The organism is Rhizobium etli CFN 42, assembly GCF_000092045.1.
GTDB classification, from domain to species: domain Bacteria; phylum Pseudomonadota; class Alphaproteobacteria; order Rhizobiales; family Rhizobiaceae; genus Rhizobium; species Rhizobium etli.
Window position 1 is genome coordinate 1,023,262 of record NC_007761.1, and the last position, 16,097, is coordinate 1,039,358.

Consider the following 16,097-nt stretch of genomic DNA (forward strand, 5'->3'; position numbering starts at 1 on the left):
CTTGTGCGATAAGAAGGAGGCGCATATTGCCGGTCGTTGGTCAATGGCCATTCATGGGCGAGAGGCGCGCCGCGGACGCGGGAAACACCCGCGCCCAGTTCCCTCCGCTCAGGCCCTTTTCGTCAGCGGAAACCGGTCGCGAAGCAGCCGCAGCACCGAATCCGACGGCATCGGCGGGCCGAAGAGATAGCTCTGCCCGTAGCTGCAGCCCATTTTGGCAAGCTCGATCGCGTCCTCGTTGGATTCGATGCCCTCGGCCACCACCTTCATCTCGAGCTCGCGCGCCATTGCTATCACCGATCGGAGCACGGTCGCCTTCTTGTCGCTGCTGTCGCGCACCAGCGCCTTGTCGAGCTTGATCGTGTCGAAGGGGAAGCGGGTGAGATAGGCGAGCGACGAATAGCCGGTGCCGAAATCGTCGAGCGCCAGGCCGATGCCGGCCTCTTTCAGCTTCTGCAGCACCAGGCGGGCCTGTTCCGGATTTTCCATCACCATGGATTCCGTCAGTTCCAGCTTGAGCCGCGAAGGCGTGCAATGGGTCTTGGCGAGAACCGAGCGCACGTCATCATAGAGCTCGTTGTTGAGCAACTGCACGCTCGACAGATTGATAGACACGAAGATCGGCAATTCACCGGTCTGGTTCTGCCAGCTCATCAGATCGTTGGTCGCCTGTTCCAGCGCGAACATGCCGAGCGGGCCGATGAGATCGGAGGACTCGGCGATCGGGATGAATTCCGACGGCGGGATATTGCCGCGCTTGGGATGTTCCCAGCGCATCAGCGCCTCGAAGCCGGCGACCTCGACATCTTCCAGCCGGGCGATCGGCTGGTAGACCATCGACAATTCCCGGCGTTCGATGGCGCGGCGCAGATCGGTTTCGAGCTGCAGCCGGTCGGTGCCGAAATCGCGGAAGGCCGGCTGGAACGGCTCGACGCGGTTGCCGCCGGCCCGTTTCGCCCGGTACATGGCAAGCTCGGCATCGCTGAGCAGGCCGCTGGCACTCTCCTGCCGGTCCACCCAGGAGGCGAGCCCGATCGACGCCGTCAGAATGATTTCGCGGTTGGAGAAGTTGATCGGCACCATGATCGCCTTGCTGACCGCATCGGCGAAATCGGCGACCTTGGCCGGATTGTGTTCGGACACCAGGATCAGGCCGAACTGGTCGCCGGCAAGCCGCGCCAGCGTGTCCTGCGGCTTCATCAGGCGGCGCAGCCGACGGGTCAGCGCAATGAGGATGTTGTCGCCGGCCGCAACGCCGAGCGCGTCATTGACCAGCTTGTAGCGGTCGATATCGATGACCATCACCGTCGGGCGCAGCGTGTCGCCGCCCGGCGCCAGCGCCAGCACGGCCTGCAGCCGGTCGAGGAAGACCTGCCGGTTCGGCAGGCCGGTCAGATTATCGTGCAGCGCATCCTGCAGCAGCCGCTCGACGGAATTCTTCTGCTCGGTGACGTCGACGATCGTGCCGACGCAGCGGATGATCTCGCCGTTGGAGCCGAGCACCGGCCGGGCGCGGATCAGCAGCCAGTGGAAATGCCCGTCCTCGGCGCGGATGCGGAATTCGTGGTTCAGCCGGCCGCGCCGGTGTTCGAGCAGCACGTCGAGCGTGGCGCGGAAGCGGTCGCGGTCATCAGGGTGCAGCCGCGGCAACCAGTTGCGCGCCGCCCCGTGCATGGCGCCGGGGGAGAGGCCGAGCTTGACCGAGACGTCGGGAATGGTGACGACGCGGTCGCGCGCCACGTCCCAGTCCCACACCATGTCGCCGGAGCCGGTCAGCGCCAGCGATTGCCGCTCGAGATCCGAAAACAGCCCCTGCTGGAAAGCGCCGCCGGCAAAGGCGTGCTGCATGACGGTGAAGCCGATCAGGAGCACGATCAGCACCAGGCCGCCGCCGAGCGCCGGCTGAATGATGTCGTTGTCGAGCCGGCCGGTGACCGTCAGCCACGCCCCGAACAGCCAGACGAGCGTCAGCGCCCAGGCCGGCACCAAGAGGATGGCGCGGTCGTAGCGGTTGAAGCCGAGATAGATGATCAACAGCAGGCCGGTCGCCGCCGTCAGCGCGAAGGACAGCCTGGCGATGCCGGCGGCGATCGACGGATCGTAGATCGCCACGCCGAAGAGCAGGGCAAGGCCGAGCACCCAGGCGAGTGTGGCGTAACCGAGATGCGCATGCCATCGGTTGAGGTTCAGATAGGTGAAGAGGAAGATGACGAAGCTCGAGGCGAGCGCCACTTCCGCGCAGGCGCGCCATATTCGCTGGTCGGCCGAGGCGACGCTGATCAGCTTGCCGAGGAAACCGAAATCGACGCAGATATAGCCGAGCACCGCCCAGGCGAGCGCCGCCGTCGCCGGCAGCATCGAGGTGCCCTTGACGACGAAGAGGATGGTGAGGAACACGGCGAGCAGGCCGGCGATGCCGAGCACGATGCCGCGATAGAGCGTGAAGGCGTTGATCGTATCCTTGTAGGCGTTCGGCTCCCAGAGATAGATCTGCGGCAGCTCCGGCGTCGACAGTTCGGCGACGAAGGTGATGACGGCGCCGGGGTTCAGCGTGATGCGGAAGACATCGGCCTCGTCGCTCGGCTGCCGGTCGAGCGCAAAGCCTTCGCTCGGCGTGATCGCGCTGATGCGCTGCGAGCCGAGATCCGGCCAGAAGAGCTTGGAATTGACCAGGCGGAAATGCGGCGCGACGATGACCCGCTCCAGCTGTTCCTCCGAGACATTGGCAAGCGCAAACACCGCCCAGTCGCCCTGGTGATTCTCCGAGCTCGCCCGGACCTCGATGCGCCGGCGGATGCCGTCGGCCCCGGCCGCCGTCGAAACCTGAAAGGCCTCGCCCTGGTTGGCGTAGATCTCGGTCGTCGCGGTGAGATCGAGCGCGGTATCGTCACGGGAAATCTTCACCGGCTCGGCCGCCTGGGTAACGCCCGCCGAAAGGGCGAAGACCGCCAGGAAAAGGGCTGCGATCACCGCGATCACTCGTCCGGACGGTGACTTGGGCAGCATGCTGTTTCTGGTCATCGGCTGTCGGTTTTCCTGCCTTTATCCGTATCGGTGGCGAGCCGTGAGAACATCACGTGGTCGTGCCACTGACCGTTGATCTTCAAATATCCGCGCAGATAGCCTTCCCGTTGAAACCCGGCCTTTTCAAGCAGACGCATGCTGCGCGCGTTATCTGGAATACAGGCTGCTTCAATACGGTGCAACTCAAGCCCGGAGAAGATGTAAGGAATAACCAACTGAAGGGCGGCATACATATGCCCCTGGCCGGCATGGCGTTCGCCCATCCAGTAGCCGATCATGCAGCTTTGCGCCGCACCGCGCCTGATATAGCCGATGGTGATGCCGCCGACGAGGGTGCGGTTTTCCTTGAGGAAGATGAACAGCGGGATCGACTGTCCCGAGGCATATTCCTGCTTGCCGCGGATGACGCGGGCGCGGTAGGCGCCCTCCGTCAGCTCGTCGCGCCGCCAGGTCGGCTCCCAGGGTTCCAGGAAGTTGCGGCTTTCGGCGCGCAGCCGGTGCCACTGGTTGAAATCCTGGTAGCGCGGCAGGCGCAGGAGGTATTTCTCATTCTCCAGCTCCACCGCATCCGGCTGCCGCGACAGGAACCGAAACACCGATTTTGGCATCGATCACTCCCGGCAGACGGACGTCGGCTCAGCTGGCCTGCATCGTCTTCGGCGCCGGGACCGAAAGCGAGGCGATGATGTCTTCCATCGGCGCGAGCTGTTCCAGCGGCCCGATCGCCGACAGCGTCGGCACCGTGTCGAAGAACAGCCGGCCGGCGAGGTCGGTCAGCCGCTGGATGGTGATGCCTTCCAGCCGTTCCATCATCTCCGGATTGGAGATCGGCCGGCCGTAGAGCATCATCTGCCGTGCGATCTGGCCGGCACGGGCGGCCGGACTTTCCTGGCCCATCAGCAGCTGGGCGCGGATCTGGGCGCGGGCGCGTTCGATTTCCTTCTGGTGGATCTCATTGGCCGACTTGTGCAGCTCATCGATGATGACCGGCACCAGCTCCGGCAGGTTTTCGCCGCCGGTCGCGGCATGGATGCCGAAGATGCCGGTATCGGAAAAGCCCCAGTGGAAGGCATAGACGGAATAACAGAGACCGCGGAATTCGCGCACTTCCTGGAACAGCCTGGAGGACATGCCGCCGCCGAGGATATTGGCGAGGATCTGCGAGCAGTAGAAATCGCGGGCGTGGTACGGCTTGCCCTCGAAGCCGAGCAGGATCTGCGCGTCCATCAGGTCGCGCGGTTCGCGCACGCTGCCGCCGACATAACGGGCCGCTTCCATGACTGGCGGCGCCGAAGGCTGCGTCGGCAGGCTGGCAAACCGTTGCTCAACCATGCGCAGGAATTCCTGGTGGTCGACGGCGCCGGTCGCGACCACGAACATCCGGTCGGTCGTGTAGTTGCGGCCGAGATAGGTGCGGATCTGCTGCGGGGTGAAGGAAACGACGGTCTGCGGTGTGCCGAGGATGGCCCTGCCGAGCGTCTGGTCGCGATAGGCAGCCTCCGAGAACTTGTCGAACACCACGTCGTCGGGCGTGTCGTTGGCGGCGTTGATCTCCTGCAGGATCACCTGCTTCTCGCGCTCCAGCTCCTCCTCCTCGAAGGCCGATTCGGTGAGGATGTCGGCGAGAATATCGACGGCGAGCGGCACGTGGTCTTTCAGCACGCGGGCATAATAGGAGGTCGTTTCGGTCGAGGTGGCAGCGTTGACCTCGCCACCGACATCCTCGATTTCCTCGGCGATCTCACGGGCCGAACGGCGCGCCGTGCCCTTGAAGGCCATGTGTTCGAGCAGGTGGGCGATGCCGTGCTCGTCTGCCGTCTCGTTCCGCGATCCTGATTTGATCCACACGCCGAGCGCGACGCTTTCCAGGTGCGGCATGGTTTCTGTGACTACTGTCAGCCCGGATTTGAGCCGGGTGCACTCAACTGTCATTGGCTATCTTTCTGCGCCTGCTGTCGTCTCGCTGCGGGCGTGCTGGCCGATAAAGGTTTCAACGGCTTTCAGCTCCGGTTTGATGATCTGGAAGCGCTCCTCCCTGTGCATCAGACCAGCAAGCCACGTCGGAAGCGCCGGGTCAATACCGCAGGCCGATTTTACGGCGGCCGGGAATTTCGCCGGATGGGCGGTCGAAAGCGTCACCATCGGCGTATTCGGCTTCTCCTGCTTGGCGGCGACGAAGACGCCGATCGCCGAATGCGGATCGAGGAGATAGCCGGTTTCGGCATGGGTCTTGCGGATCGTCTCGGCCACCTGCTTCTCGCTGGCGCGGCCGGCGCGGAAGTCACGGCGGATGACCTTCAGCGCCTCGGGAGCGATCTCGAAGCCGCCCGATTGCTTCAGGCTTTCCATCGCCGCGCGCACCTTCGAGGCGTCGCGCCCATAGGCTTCGAACAGCAGCCGTTCGAAATTCGATGAGATCTGGATGTCCATCGACGGCGAGCTCGTCGCCTTGACGGCCTTCATGTCGTAGCGGCCGGTCTTCAGTGTGCGTGTGAGAATGTCGTTCTCGTTGGTGGCGATGACCAGACGGTCGATCGGCAGGCCCATGCGCTTGGCGCAGTAGCCGGCGAAGATATCGCCGAAATTGCCGGTCGGCACGGTAAAGGAGATCTTCCGGTCCGGCCCGCCGAGCGCCACCGCCGTGGTGAAATAGTAGACGATCTGGGCCATGATGCGCGCCCAGTTGATCGAGTTGACGCCCGACAGGCTGACCTTGTCGCGGAACGCCGCGTCGTTGAACATCGCTTTGACGAGGTTCTGGCAGTCGTCGAAATTGCCTTCGACAGCCAGCGCATGCACATTGGCGGCCGTCGAGGTCGTCATCTGCCGCTGCTGCACCGGCGAAACTTTGCCGTGCGGGAAAAGAATGAAGATATCGGTGCGCTCGCGCCCGGCAAAGGCGTCGATCGCCGCGCCGCCGGTATCGCCCGAGGTGGCGCCGACGATCGTCGCCCGCTCCCCACGTTTTTCCAGCGCATAGTCCATCAGCCGTGCCAGCAGCTGCATCGCCACGTCCTTGAAGGCGAGCGTCGTGCCGTGGAAGAGCTCCATGACGAAGCTGTTTGGCCCGGTCTGGACGAGCGGCGCGATCGCCGGATGACGGAAGGTGCCGTAGGCCTCGTCGATCATCGCCCGGAAGGTCGCCGCGGGGATCTCGCCATTGGTGAAGGGCGACAGGATGGTGAAGGCGATTTCCTGATAGGTCTTGCCCCTCAGCGCGCGGATTTCCTTCTTCGAAAACTGCGGCCACTCGCGGGGAACATAGAGCCCGCCATCGCGCGCCAGTCCCGTCAAAAGGGCGTCGCAAAAGCCGAGGGCAGGGGCCTCGCCGCGGGTCGAGATATAGTCCACGTTGGTCATCCTTGATCTATCGCTGGAATAAATACGGCCTGGCCGGGCCGTGGGCCGCTCCGCCGGAAACCGGCAGGGGCTGCGCTTGCGGCCATACCATCGCCGTTATCTTGTTGAAGTTGCCCGCATCCGGCGGCGAAAAGTGCATCAAAACGGCGCGTACCCAATCGATTTTTGTTTGCGCCGCTGATATAGACCATCGCAAACCGTCGTGAAAGGCCTCACGGAAAAGACTGGGGCCTCCAAGAAACGCTTGTGCAAAGGGTGGAACATAGTGCTCGGCAAGGTCTCGCGTCTTATCATCTCCGCTTCTTTCGTTGCCCTGCTTGCCGGCTGCAACTCGCTCGGCATCGGCGGCGACAACAAGCCGGAGGCGGCGCCGACCCAGCCGAACGGCAATGCCCAGATCATGCCGCTGGCGCCGGCCAACCCGTCCTCGAACAACCCGTCGATCGGCACGGCCAAGACGGCGCAGGGCACCGTCGCCCCGGTTGTCCAGGGCGCCTGCCCGCAGATCTTCATGCGTGACCAGGATGCAATCTTCCGCACTTACGCCAAGGGCAAGAAGGACGATCCGCAGCAGATCGTCGTCCAGGCCTCCTTCGGCGACTATACCCGCCAGTGCACCTTGAACGACACGAACCTGACGATGACCGTCGTCGCCCAGCTGCGGCTCATCACCGGCCCGGCCGGTGCTCCCGGCCCGGTGACGCTGCCGATCCGCGTCAGCATCCTCGATGGTGAGAACGTGCTCTATTCAGAGGTCACCAAGTTCCCGACCGAAATCCCGGCCGGCTCACCGGGCACGCAGGTCATCTTCCGCAAGGAAGGCATCAAGATGCCGGTCGGCGCCGGCGCGTTGGTGCGAGTCAACGTCGGCTTCGACACCCAGCCGGCGAAAAGCAAGAAGAGCAGCTGAGGTCAGAGACAGCGCGAAAGCGACTTGCCGCCGACGATGACGGTCATTCGGCCGCCAGATAAGGCGGCGGCTGGTTGGCATAATATCTGGCGGCCTCGTCGATCTCCTCCGGCGTCATAGCGCGGGCGACGTTTCGCATCTGGCTGCTAATATCGTTCTGGCGCGAGCCCGAGACGAAGGCTTCAAGCTGCGTCTTCAAATAGAGCTCCGATTGACCTTCCAGCCATGGGCTGCCGAGCTTGTTCTCGATGCTGCCGTGGCAGGAACCGCAAGGGGCGATCCCCCGGGTCGGCGCGCCGCTGACGACGATCCTCGGCGCGGGGTTGCCGCCAGGGTGGAAGCCCGGCAGCCGCGGCAGATAGGAATAGTAGGCTGCCAGGTCCTGCATGTCGCGCTCGCTCAGCTTGACCGCGAACGGCGTCATAACAGCGTTGACGCGCACGCCATCCTTGAAGTCGCGGAGCTGCTTGTAGATCACGCTCGCGTACTGGCCGGCAAGATTCGGAGAGTCGGCGCGGCTGACTCCTGTCGGGCCGTGGCAGATCGCGCATTGCTGGGCAAGAGTTGCTCCTCGTCCGATCGCATCCTCGTTCCTGCCTCGCGGAACCGCCGAGGTGATCTTGACCAGTGACGTCTTGTAGTTCGGCATCACCGTTTCCGACGGCTCGCCGCGCCTGGGCAAGCCGGCCGCCCGGCAGATCGAATCCCAAATGCCGGCCACCTGCTCGCCTGCTTCGAGGCGGGGAAGCAGCACGAAGCCGAGAAGCAACGCAATGAGGAAAACGGCCGCGGTGACCAGCACGCTCGTGACCGTCCATCGGTTCCTGACGCTGGTGAGCCTGTCGCCGTTATCGCCGTTCATCATCTTTCTCCGACATAGACGGCTGGCACCGACGTGTCGTCGCGCGCCGCGAGCTGAAGGATCGGATAGCCGTAATTGGTGACCGTCAGGCCGATCATCAGCGCGATCCAGAGGCCGTAGCTGTTGAGCGCGACCGGAACCCTTGTCGGCGGATGGACGGCGAGGGCGAAGCGATAGTCCTCGATCTGGCGCGGCTGGGAAAACTGCGTACTGATGAGAATGAAGATGAACAGAATCCCCGAGGCCGCCAGGATGACGCCGCCGATCGCTGAGAGCACCACCGAAACCGCCTCATTGGCGAGCGCGGGATCGGTATAGTCGAAGAACGACATGCGCCGCGGCATGCCGAGGATGCCGACATAGTGCCAGGGAAACGTCGTCACGATCATGCCGACGAACCAGAGCCAGAGCTGCAGCCTGACGAGCCCGAGGCTGGCGATCGGACGTCCCGTGAGATGGGGCCACAGATCGTAGGCGATCGCAAAATACATGATCACGATCGCGCCCCCGAAGATGAGGTGGAAATGGCCGGTGATCCATTGCGTATTGTGAATTGTCGTGTCGAGCTGATAGCTCATGTTGATCAGCCCGCCGGCACCGCCGAAGCCAAGCATGACGAAGGAGAAGGTCACCGCCAGCATCATCGGGTTTCGCCAGGGCAGGGCGCCCATCCAGCCGAAGGCGCCCCTGCCGCCCCGCGCCCGCGCCGCGATCTCGACCGAGGCGCAGATGGTAAAGACGGTAAGCAGCGTCGGCAGTGCAACGAGAGCGGTGAACACGGAATGGAGGAACTTGAAGCCTGCCCCCACCTGCGGATCGGCGAAAGCATGATGGATGCCGATCGGCATCGCGACCACCAGGAACAGGATGAAGGAGATACGCGCCATCGTGTCGCTGTAGATCCGGCCGCCGATCGCGCGCGGAACGATGGTGTAATAGGCGATATAGGTCGGCATCAGCCAGAAATAGACGATCGCATGCAGGGTCCAGGAAAAGAACACCCGCGCCAGACCGGCATCGATCGTCGATTTGAAACCGAGTGCGACCGGAATGATCTGCAGCAGCAGTTCGAGCGCCGCGCCGACGGCGGTCCAGGCCCACAGATAAGACCCGGCCACATTGGCGAACATCGGCAAAGGCACGGGCGTGCCCGGATTCTCTTTCTTCCAGATCCTGAGGTTGATCGACATCAGCGCCACCCAGATCCAGGAGCCGAGAACCACCATCACCACGCCGATATAATAGAACGGGCTGCCGATCAGCGGTGGATAGAACGTGTAGAGCACCGAGGCCAGGCCGAGGGCGACCGGGATCATCGCCACGACCGCGCCGACGGCAATCAGCCAGAAGCCCGCCCAGGCCCAGCGCAGGCCGACAAGATTCTGCTTCAATGAGGTTTCGCTGATCGCATAGCCGAAGGCCATCGCCACCAGCGTCGGGAAGACATAGCCCATGACGGTGCCGTGCGCGGTCAGCGACCGGTAGTACCATTCGGGATTGCTGATCCATGGAGATAGCGGACTACGCACATACATCTGCCAGGCGCCGAGCAGCAGCGCTGCGGCGAAGACGGCGAAGGCGAGCCAGAAATGAGCCAGGATCAGCCTGCGATTATGGAGCACAGGAGATCCTCCTCTTGTCCGCCAATTCCGAAAGGAACTGCTGCTTGTCGACGACCTTCACCTTTCCCCACATGCCCTCGTGTCCGACGCTGCAGAATTCCTGGCACGGCATCAGATGCTCGCCCGGCTCAGAGAAGGTGGCCTTCTGCACGGAGACGTAGCCTGGCACGAGCATGGTGTTGATGTTGGTGCCCTGGACGAGCAGACCGTGCACCACATCGGCGCTCGTCGCCCGGATGGTGATCGGCGTTCTCGAGGGCACCAGGAGGCAGGGCGGAGAGAAGGAATATTGCTGGCCAACTGCACGCACGGTGACGGAGCCGTCGGCGCCGACGGCGCTGCCGAGATTCGATTCCACGAACTCGCCCTGGAGATGAATCGTGGTGGGATCAATGGTTTCCACCGTCGTCTGAGGCATCGTCGCCTGGTGGATGCCTGCGAAAGCCGCCATGCCGGCCAGGAACACGATGATCAGCACGGCGACAGCCGCCCAGCGCCGCTCCACGCGCTCGGCTACGGTCGCGCCCTCGTCGTGAATTTCGGTCATCACCCGCTCCTCGGCACGAATACCAAGAGATAGAAAAGGATCCAGAGAAGAAAGACAATCGCCGTCGCAATCCCCGCCACTGTGACCGCGCCCTGCGGCCCCTGCGCCACGATGCGGTGAACCAGGGGATCGGGTGGATTATCGGCAGGATCTTCCGGATTGATCATGGCGGCCTCACTGCAGGGGAGCGGAACGAAGCTTGTTGGCCTCCGCGGCGCTGACCGGCGTCCCGCGGTTGCCCCAGGCAGTTCTGATGTAGGAAACCACGGCGGCGACCTCGTCATCGGAAAGGCTGACGGCGAAGGGGGGCATTCCGTGTGGCATCGGGTTCTTGATCGTCGCCGGCGGATAACCGCCGTTGAGGACCATGCGGATGCCGTTGACGGCCGATTCCATTTGTATCGACTGGTTGCCGGCGAGCGGCGGATAGTGCGGCGGCTTGCCTTCTCCCTCGAATCCGTGACAGCTCGCGCATTCCTTGTCGTACACCGTCTTGCCGAGGCTGATCAGCAGGCTCGCCTCCTCGGTTCGAACCGACGGACGCGGAGGAGCAGGCTCATCCTGGGCGATGCTCTTGAGATAAACAGCCATCGCGCGAATATCCTCGTCGGTCATATATTGCAGGCTGTTATAGACCACCTCGGCCATCGGCCCGTAAACGGCGCCCCGCGTCGAGATCCCTTTTTGCAAAAGGTCCGAGATCTCCTCGATCGACCAGTCGCCGAGCCCCGCCTCCTTGTTCGATGTCAGCGACGGCGCGTACCAGTCCTGCATCGGGATGAGGCCGCCCTTGAAGGCTTCGGATTCGCTGGAGCCGCCAAGCGCGTTGATCGGCGTGTGGCACATGCCGCAATGACCAAGTCCCTCGACCAGATAGGCGCCGCGGTTCCACTCCTCGGACTGGCCGGGATCGGGCTTGAACTCGCCCTCGTTGAAATAGAGCGTTCGCCACCCGAGGATCAGCGACCTGTTGTTATAGGGAAAATCGAGCTCATGCGGACGATCCGGCTGATGCACCGGCGCGATTGCCTTCAGATAGGCAAAGATCGCGTCGCTGTCTTCGCGAGTGACCTTCGTATAGGAGCCGAAAGGCATGGCGGGATAGAGAAGTCCGCCATCCGGAAACCGCCCATGATGCATTGTCTTGTAGAAGTCGTCGGATGACCACCGTCCGATGCCCGTCTCCTCGTCGGGGGTAATGTTGGACGTATAGAGCGTGCCGAACGGCGTCGGCATCGCTCGGCCACCGGCAAACACCCTGCCCTCCGGCGCGGTATGGCAGGCGACGCAATCGCCGGCGCGCGCCAGATACTCCCCCTTTTTAACGACGTCCGGTGGCGCAGGCTGGGGCGACTGGGGGGCAGCCGGCATCGGGGTGGCCGCGAGGGCAAGCATTGCCGAAAAGATTGCAGTGGTCCGTCGCATGGCTACTTGCCTCCCTCGGGCTGGCTGCCGCAGGCGAAGGGCAGCGCGTAGGATCCCGCCGGCGACGGAGCGGGATCGGAAGGCTGAGGCTGGTCCGCGAGATAGGCGGCGACGGCGCGCACGTCGTCTTCGGTCAGACGTCCCGCTACCAGCTGCATGCAGTCCGGCGCTTTGGCGGTGCGCGTGCCGTAGCGCCAGCCGCCGAGCTGGGCGCTGATATAGCTTGGTCTCAGCCCGAGGAGCCCTGGGATGCCGGGAGACTGCCCAGTAAGCGAGCCGCCGTGACAGCTTGCGCAGGCCGGGATTGCACGGTCGAGGTCGCCCTGCGTCACCAGCGCGTGGCCGTGATCGAGCACGGCCTGGCTGACCTCGGTTGGGCTTTTTTCGGGAAGCGTTGGGCGCTGGTCGGCGAAATAATCAGCGAACTGCCTGAGATAGTCGTCGGTGAGGAAGGCCAGCAGATAATTCATCGGCGGATATTTCCGCCGTCCGCTCTTGAACGCCTCTAGCTGGTTGAACAGGTAGCCGGCCGGCTTGCCGGCCAGACGCGGGAAATAGGGATCCGTCGTGCCCTTTCCTTGAACGCCGTGGCAGGGCGTACAGGCCTGGACCCGCTCTGCCATGTCGGCAGGGTAGGATTTTCCCTCCTGCCCGGAGCCGGCGCTTGCACCCAGCAGGAAAAGGAAGCCGGTCAGGACGACCCCTCTCGCGAACATATGTTTCCTCCGGGCTGCATGAGACGGAAAGAAAATATCCCCGTCCGAGAGATGTGGCGGGGAAGCAAACGTTCAAGGCGAGAAATTCATTTCAGCGGCGCTGACGCTGATGTCGGAGAAGCGTCGTTGCCGAGAGGGTTTCCACCGACCAGAGTTCTGTCTCTGCATGCGTCCTTGGGTGAAACGAGGACGGCGGGGTGGGGGAGCGTGTGCGGCAAGGAGCGCGGACGCGCAGGGATTATTGGAATTGCCGCATGTTATTCCTCGTTCCCGGGGGTGGGCGCGATGGCCCGCGGGGCCGGCTCAGCGCCTAAACCCTAAAGCACGCCTTCCCAGGCAGCCAGCGCAGCAACGACGCCCGGCAGGTCGTTCATGCGCGAGATCACCGTTTCGGCGCCGGCATCGGTCAGTTTGTCGGCGTGGGCGGGGTAGCTGTGCGAGGCCCCGGTAAAGCCGATGACGCGCATGCCGGCGGCGCGAGCGGCGTGCACGCCGTGGACGGAATCCTCGACCACGACGGTCTTGTCGGGAGAGATGCCCATGCGGCTTGCGCCATGCAGGAAGATATCGGGCTTCGGCTTGACGCGGTCGGCGCCGAGATCCTTGGCCGAGAAGATGTTGGGTGCGAATAGCGGCTTCAGGCCGACCTTGCCCAGCATCATGTCGAGCCGCTTCGTGCTCGAATTCGAGCAGATGCAGCGCTTCATTGGCAGCCTGGAGACGGCGAATTCGACGCCTGGGATCGCCTTGACGTCGTTCGCCAGCCTGATGTCGAGCAGCTTCTCGGACTTTTCGAGCAGTGAGGCCGAGAGCGGGATGCTGGCCTCGCGCTCGACCTGCAGCAGGATATTATGCCAGGTCATGCCGGCGAAACGCTCGCCCATTTCCTCGACGCCGATCGGATATCCGGCGTCCGTCAACAGCGCGGATTCGACCTCCGCGGCGATGATCTCGGAATCGACGAGAACGCCGTCGCAGTCGAAGATGATGAGGTCGAAGCCTTCCATATGTTCACGCCTTGCTGGAAATCTGGTCTTGTCCGGGGATGCTGCGGCTTTACACGATGACCGGGCAAAGCTCAACCTGATCGCAAGCATGGCTGCGATGCGGCAGGCGACCGGCTCCGTGAAACCACTGTCGCCGGACGCCCAAGAAGCGCGCAGTTCAGGCCGCTACAGCCTGCCCCATTTCGTAACGAGCCCGGCTCAGACTGACCAGGCCGGCGATCGTCGTGCAGCCGGCTGCAATGGCGACCGCGACGTTCAGCGCCGCCGACAATGGCAGCGTTGCGAAAATGATCGACATCGAGACCCCGCCCACGGTTTGGCCGAGAAGCCGCGCAGTCCCTTGCATGGCGCCTGCCGCACCGCTTCTGGCTTTTGGTGCCGACAGCAGCAGAATTCGGTTGTTGGGAGTCTGGAACAGTCCGAAACCGAGGCCGGCGATCACCGTTCCGACGAGAAATCCGATACCTCTCGGGTCGGGCGGCGTGAGACCGGCCACCAGAAGGCCAAGCGCCATGAGCGCCCCGCCGATTGCGCAAAGCCATGACGTCTTGACCCGGTTTGCCAGACGTCCCGAGATCGGCGCGATGATTGCCGTCGCGGCAGGCCAGGGCATCATGTAGAGGCCAGCCACAACCGGCGTCATGTGCAGCCTGTGTTGGAGGTAGAAGGGCAGGGCGATGTAGCTCAGCATCTGTCCGCAGAAGCAGGATACCGAGGCGATTACGGCCATGCGGAATGCCGGCGCCGCCAGCAGATCCGTGGGAAACAGAGGTACGTCACTGTTTCGTTCCAGACGCAGCAGGCCGAACAGGCAGGCGAGTGAGGCGGCGATGAGGGCGGCACCGCTGACGGGCGCGGTGGCGATCCGGTCGGCGCCTGAGAAGAACAGGATGAACATCAGCGTATTGGCCAGCAACGCCTTCGCCTTCAGCTTCCGCTTGGCGCCCTCCACATGGCCGAGCAGGCCGCCGCCGAGGAGAACCATGACGCCGAGCGGTATATTGACCGCAAACAGCCAAGGCCAGGTCGTGACGGAAAGGATGGCGCCGGCAATGCCCGGGCCGGCGGCGGAGGAAATTGCGATGACCATGGCATTGATGCCGATGATCGGACCCAGCATGCGTTGGGGCTGGGCCTGGCGCAGGTTCATCATCGCCAGCGCCATGATCGCGCCCGCGCCGAGGCCCTGGGCGAAACGCGCAAGGATCAGCAACGGCAGGTCGCCCGCCAGTCCGCAGGCTGCGGAAGCCGCGGTGAACAGCGCGACGCCGATCAGGAAGACCCGCCGGGCGCCGTAGATCTCGCCAAGCGCACCACACGGAAGAATGGCGACGAGCACGGCCAGCTGGTAGGCCGAGACGACCCACACGGTGTTATCCGCTTCCGCCTGCAGCGAGAGCGCAATCGACGGCAAGGCGACATTGGCGATCGCTCCATCCAATACGACGAGAACAACCGCCAGGAGCAGGAGGGCGACCGCCAGATAGCGTCGGGGCGGCGCCAGACCTTCTTGAGAAACGGTTGCGATGTAGGTGAGAGACATGGGAAATCCTCGGTGTGCCTGGGATAGAGACTAGTTAGCCCTGGCCGGCACGTTGCGCCAGACGCAACGGAAGCAATGCTCATTTGCGTGTGACGCCATGTCTGATAGGATCGCGCCATGTCTGATCTCGATCTGAATCTTCTCGTCGCGCTGGATGCTTTACTGGCCGAACAGAGCGTATCGGCTGCCGCCCGCCGGCTTGGCCTCAGCACGTCCGCCATGAGCCGGACACTGTCACGCTTGAGGACTGCGCTCGGTGATCCGATCCTGGTGCCGGCCGGCCGCGGCATGGTTGCCACACCCCATGCCCTGGCTATTGCTGAAGACGTGCATCTGTTGAAAGACGCTGTGAAAGCGGTGCTGAGCCCGCCGTCGACCGTCGACATTCGGGAGGTGCGGCGCCACTTCACGATCCGCGCCAATGAAGCCTTCGTGCTTCTCTACGCCGCGGATCTGAGCGCCGCGGTGACGAATGCCGCGCCGGGAATAAGGCTTCGCTTTGCGCCGAGATCCGACAAGGACGTTCAGGCATTGCGGGAGGCGGCGATAGATCTGGACATCGGCGTGCTCCCGCGCGACAGCGGCGAGCTGCGTTGCCAGAGCCTCTTCGAGGATCGGTTCGTCGGCGTCGCAAGGGTGGGGCATCCGATCTTCGAGGCAGACCGGATAACGGCCGAGCGCTATGCCGCCTGCGGCCACGTGCTCTTCTCGACGCAGGCGGACTATGCCGGTCCAGTCGACAGGGCGCTCGGTGAACTGGGCTTGCATCGGGACGCCAGACTGATCGTGCCAAGTTTCCCGGCCGTGATCGCGGTTGCAGCCGCATCCGATCTGATCGGTTCGGTTCCGAAGTCTTACTGCAAATCCGGCGCCATGAGAGAGATCAGAACCTTCGACCTGCCGGTCGCCGTGCCGGGTTTCAACATCGTCCAGGCCTGGCACCCGCGCATGGACGCGGATCCCGCTCATCGCTGGCTGAGGGCGCTTATCTTTGAGACGTTCCACACTCGATGAACTGAACACGGGCCGGTCAGAGTCCAGCTCTTCACCGAGACGCAGATATCAGCAAGCGCTTCGAGGC

14 protein-coding genes are annotated in these 16,097 nt (G+C 63.6%); 2 read left to right on the plus strand and 12 right to left on the minus strand.

Features of this window, described 5'->3' with window-relative positions; genetic code table 11:
- Positions 1-108: 108 nt before the first annotated feature.
- From RHE_RS04935 to thrC, 4 genes are read right to left on the minus strand one after another with little or no spacing between them, the layout of a single operon-like run.
- Complete coding sequence (locus RHE_RS04935) at positions 109-3,021, minus strand: sensor domain-containing phosphodiesterase (protein WP_042118012.1); 2,913 nt, start codon at positions 3,019-3,021, stop codon at positions 109-111.
- Positions 3,018-3,632, minus strand: a complete 615-nt coding sequence (locus RHE_RS04940) for a GNAT family N-acetyltransferase (RefSeq protein ID WP_011424324.1) — start codon at positions 3,630-3,632, stop codon at positions 3,018-3,020. The genes RHE_RS04935 and RHE_RS04940 overlap by 4 nt, the downstream gene beginning before the upstream one ends.
- 28 nt (positions 3,633-3,660) lie before the next feature.
- On the minus strand, positions 3,661-4,956 hold the full coding sequence (locus RHE_RS04945; protein ID WP_011424325.1) for a M16 family metallopeptidase: 1,296 nt from the start codon (positions 4,954-4,956) through the stop codon (positions 3,661-3,663).
- A gap of 3 nt (positions 4,957-4,959) precedes the next feature.
- The gene (gene thrC / locus RHE_RS04950) at positions 4,960-6,384 is read right to left on the minus strand and encodes a threonine synthase (RefSeq protein ID WP_011424326.1); all 1,425 of its coding nucleotides are present in this window, start codon (positions 6,382-6,384) and stop codon (positions 4,960-4,962) included.
- A gap of 262 nt (positions 6,385-6,646) precedes the next feature.
- Here thrC and RHE_RS04955 point away from each other — a divergent pair, with 262 nt between their 5' ends.
- Positions 6,647-7,294 carry a hypothetical protein gene (locus RHE_RS04955; RefSeq protein WP_187331726.1) on the plus strand — a complete coding sequence of 216 codons (648 nt, stop codon included), beginning with the start codon at positions 6,647-6,649 and terminating at the stop codon, positions 7,292-7,294.
- Positions 7,295-7,337: 43 nt separating this feature from the next.
- On the opposite strand, the gene RHE_RS04960 is transcribed toward RHE_RS04955, so the two are convergent.
- The 8 genes from RHE_RS04960 to RHE_RS04995 form a co-directional block, all read right to left on the minus strand.
- Positions 7,338-8,156 (minus strand): c-type cytochrome, encoded by an 819-nt coding sequence (locus RHE_RS04960; protein ID WP_011424328.1) that lies wholly within the window; start codon positions 8,154-8,156, stop codon positions 7,338-7,340.
- Positions 8,156-9,778, minus strand: a complete 1,623-nt coding sequence (locus RHE_RS04965; protein ID WP_042118014.1) for a b(o/a)3-type cytochrome-c oxidase subunit 1 — start codon at positions 9,776-9,778, stop codon at positions 8,156-8,158. The genes RHE_RS04960 and RHE_RS04965 overlap by 1 nt, the downstream gene beginning before the upstream one ends.
- Positions 9,768-10,325, minus strand: a complete 558-nt coding sequence (locus tag RHE_RS04970) for a cupredoxin domain-containing protein (RefSeq protein ID WP_011424330.1) — start codon at positions 10,323-10,325, stop codon at positions 9,768-9,770. The genes RHE_RS04965 and RHE_RS04970 overlap by 11 nt, the downstream gene beginning before the upstream one ends.
- On the minus strand, positions 10,325-10,492 hold the full coding sequence (locus tag RHE_RS33400; RefSeq protein ID WP_042118016.1) for a hypothetical protein: 168 nt from the start codon (positions 10,490-10,492) through the stop codon (positions 10,325-10,327). Before RHE_RS33400 ends, RHE_RS04970 begins: the two co-directional genes overlap by 1 nt.
- A 7-nt stretch (positions 10,493-10,499) precedes the next feature.
- Complete coding sequence (locus tag RHE_RS04980) at positions 10,500-11,750, minus strand: cytochrome c (RefSeq protein WP_011424331.1); 1,251 nt, start codon at positions 11,748-11,750, stop codon at positions 10,500-10,502.
- A 2-nt stretch (positions 11,751-11,752) separates the two neighbouring features.
- Entirely contained in the window at positions 11,753-12,466 is a 714-nt protein-coding gene (locus tag RHE_RS04985; protein ID WP_011424332.1) for a c-type cytochrome, read from the minus strand.
- Positions 12,467-12,783: 317 nt separating this feature from the next.
- A complete protein-coding gene (locus tag RHE_RS04990) occupies positions 12,784-13,473 on the minus strand; it encodes an HAD family hydrolase (RefSeq protein ID WP_011424333.1) in 690 nt (229 codons plus the stop codon).
- 157 nt (positions 13,474-13,630) lie between these two features.
- Positions 13,631-15,016 (minus strand): MFS transporter, encoded by a 1,386-nt coding sequence (locus RHE_RS04995; RefSeq protein ID WP_011424334.1) that lies wholly within the window; start codon positions 15,014-15,016, stop codon positions 13,631-13,633.
- A 117-nt stretch (positions 15,017-15,133) separates the two neighbouring features.
- Between RHE_RS04995 and RHE_RS05000 the strand changes: the two genes are divergently transcribed.
- On the plus strand, positions 15,134-16,030 hold the full coding sequence (locus tag RHE_RS05000) for a LysR family transcriptional regulator (RefSeq protein WP_011424335.1): 897 nt from the start codon (positions 15,134-15,136) through the stop codon (positions 16,028-16,030).
- Positions 16,031-16,097: the final 67 nt, after the last annotated feature.

What these genes read in the sequence shown, in the direction of transcription:
- RHE_RS04935 (WP_042118012.1), bottom strand. Translation starts at nt 3,021, where the DNA reads ATGACCAGAAACAGCATGCTGCCCAAGTCACCGTCCGGACGAGTGATC.
- RHE_RS04940 (WP_011424324.1), bottom strand. Translation starts at nt 3,632, where the DNA reads ATGCCAAAATCGGTGTTTCGGTTCCTGTCGCGGCAGCCGGATGCGGTG.
- RHE_RS04945 (WP_011424325.1), bottom strand. Translation starts at nt 4,956, where the DNA reads ATGACAGTTGAGTGCACCCGGCTCAAATCCGGGCTGACAGTAGTCACA.
- thrC (WP_011424326.1), bottom strand. Translation starts at nt 6,384, where the DNA reads ATGACCAACGTGGACTATATCTCGACCCGCGGCGAGGCCCCTGCCCTC.
- RHE_RS04960 (WP_011424328.1), bottom strand. Translation starts at nt 8,156, where the DNA reads ATGAACGGCGATAACGGCGACAGGCTCACCAGCGTCAGGAACCGATGG.
- RHE_RS04970 (WP_011424330.1), bottom strand. Translation starts at nt 10,325, where the DNA reads ATGACCGAAATTCACGACGAGGGCGCGACCGTAGCCGAGCGCGTGGAG.
- RHE_RS33400 (WP_042118016.1), bottom strand. Translation starts at nt 10,492, where the DNA reads ATGATCAATCCGGAAGATCCTGCCGATAATCCACCCGATCCCCTGGTT.
- RHE_RS04980 (WP_011424331.1), bottom strand. Translation starts at nt 11,750, where the DNA reads ATGCGACGGACCACTGCAATCTTTTCGGCAATGCTTGCCCTCGCGGCC.
- RHE_RS04985 (WP_011424332.1), bottom strand. Translation starts at nt 12,466, where the DNA reads ATGTTCGCGAGAGGGGTCGTCCTGACCGGCTTCCTTTTCCTGCTGGGT.
- RHE_RS04990 (WP_011424333.1), bottom strand. Translation starts at nt 13,473, where the DNA reads ATGGAAGGCTTCGACCTCATCATCTTCGACTGCGACGGCGTTCTCGTC.
- RHE_RS04995 (WP_011424334.1), bottom strand. Translation starts at nt 15,016, where the DNA reads ATGTCTCTCACCTACATCGCAACCGTTTCTCAAGAAGGTCTGGCGCCG.
- RHE_RS05000 (WP_011424335.1), top strand. Translation starts at nt 15,134, where the DNA reads ATGTCTGATCTCGATCTGAATCTTCTCGTCGCGCTGGATGCTTTACTG.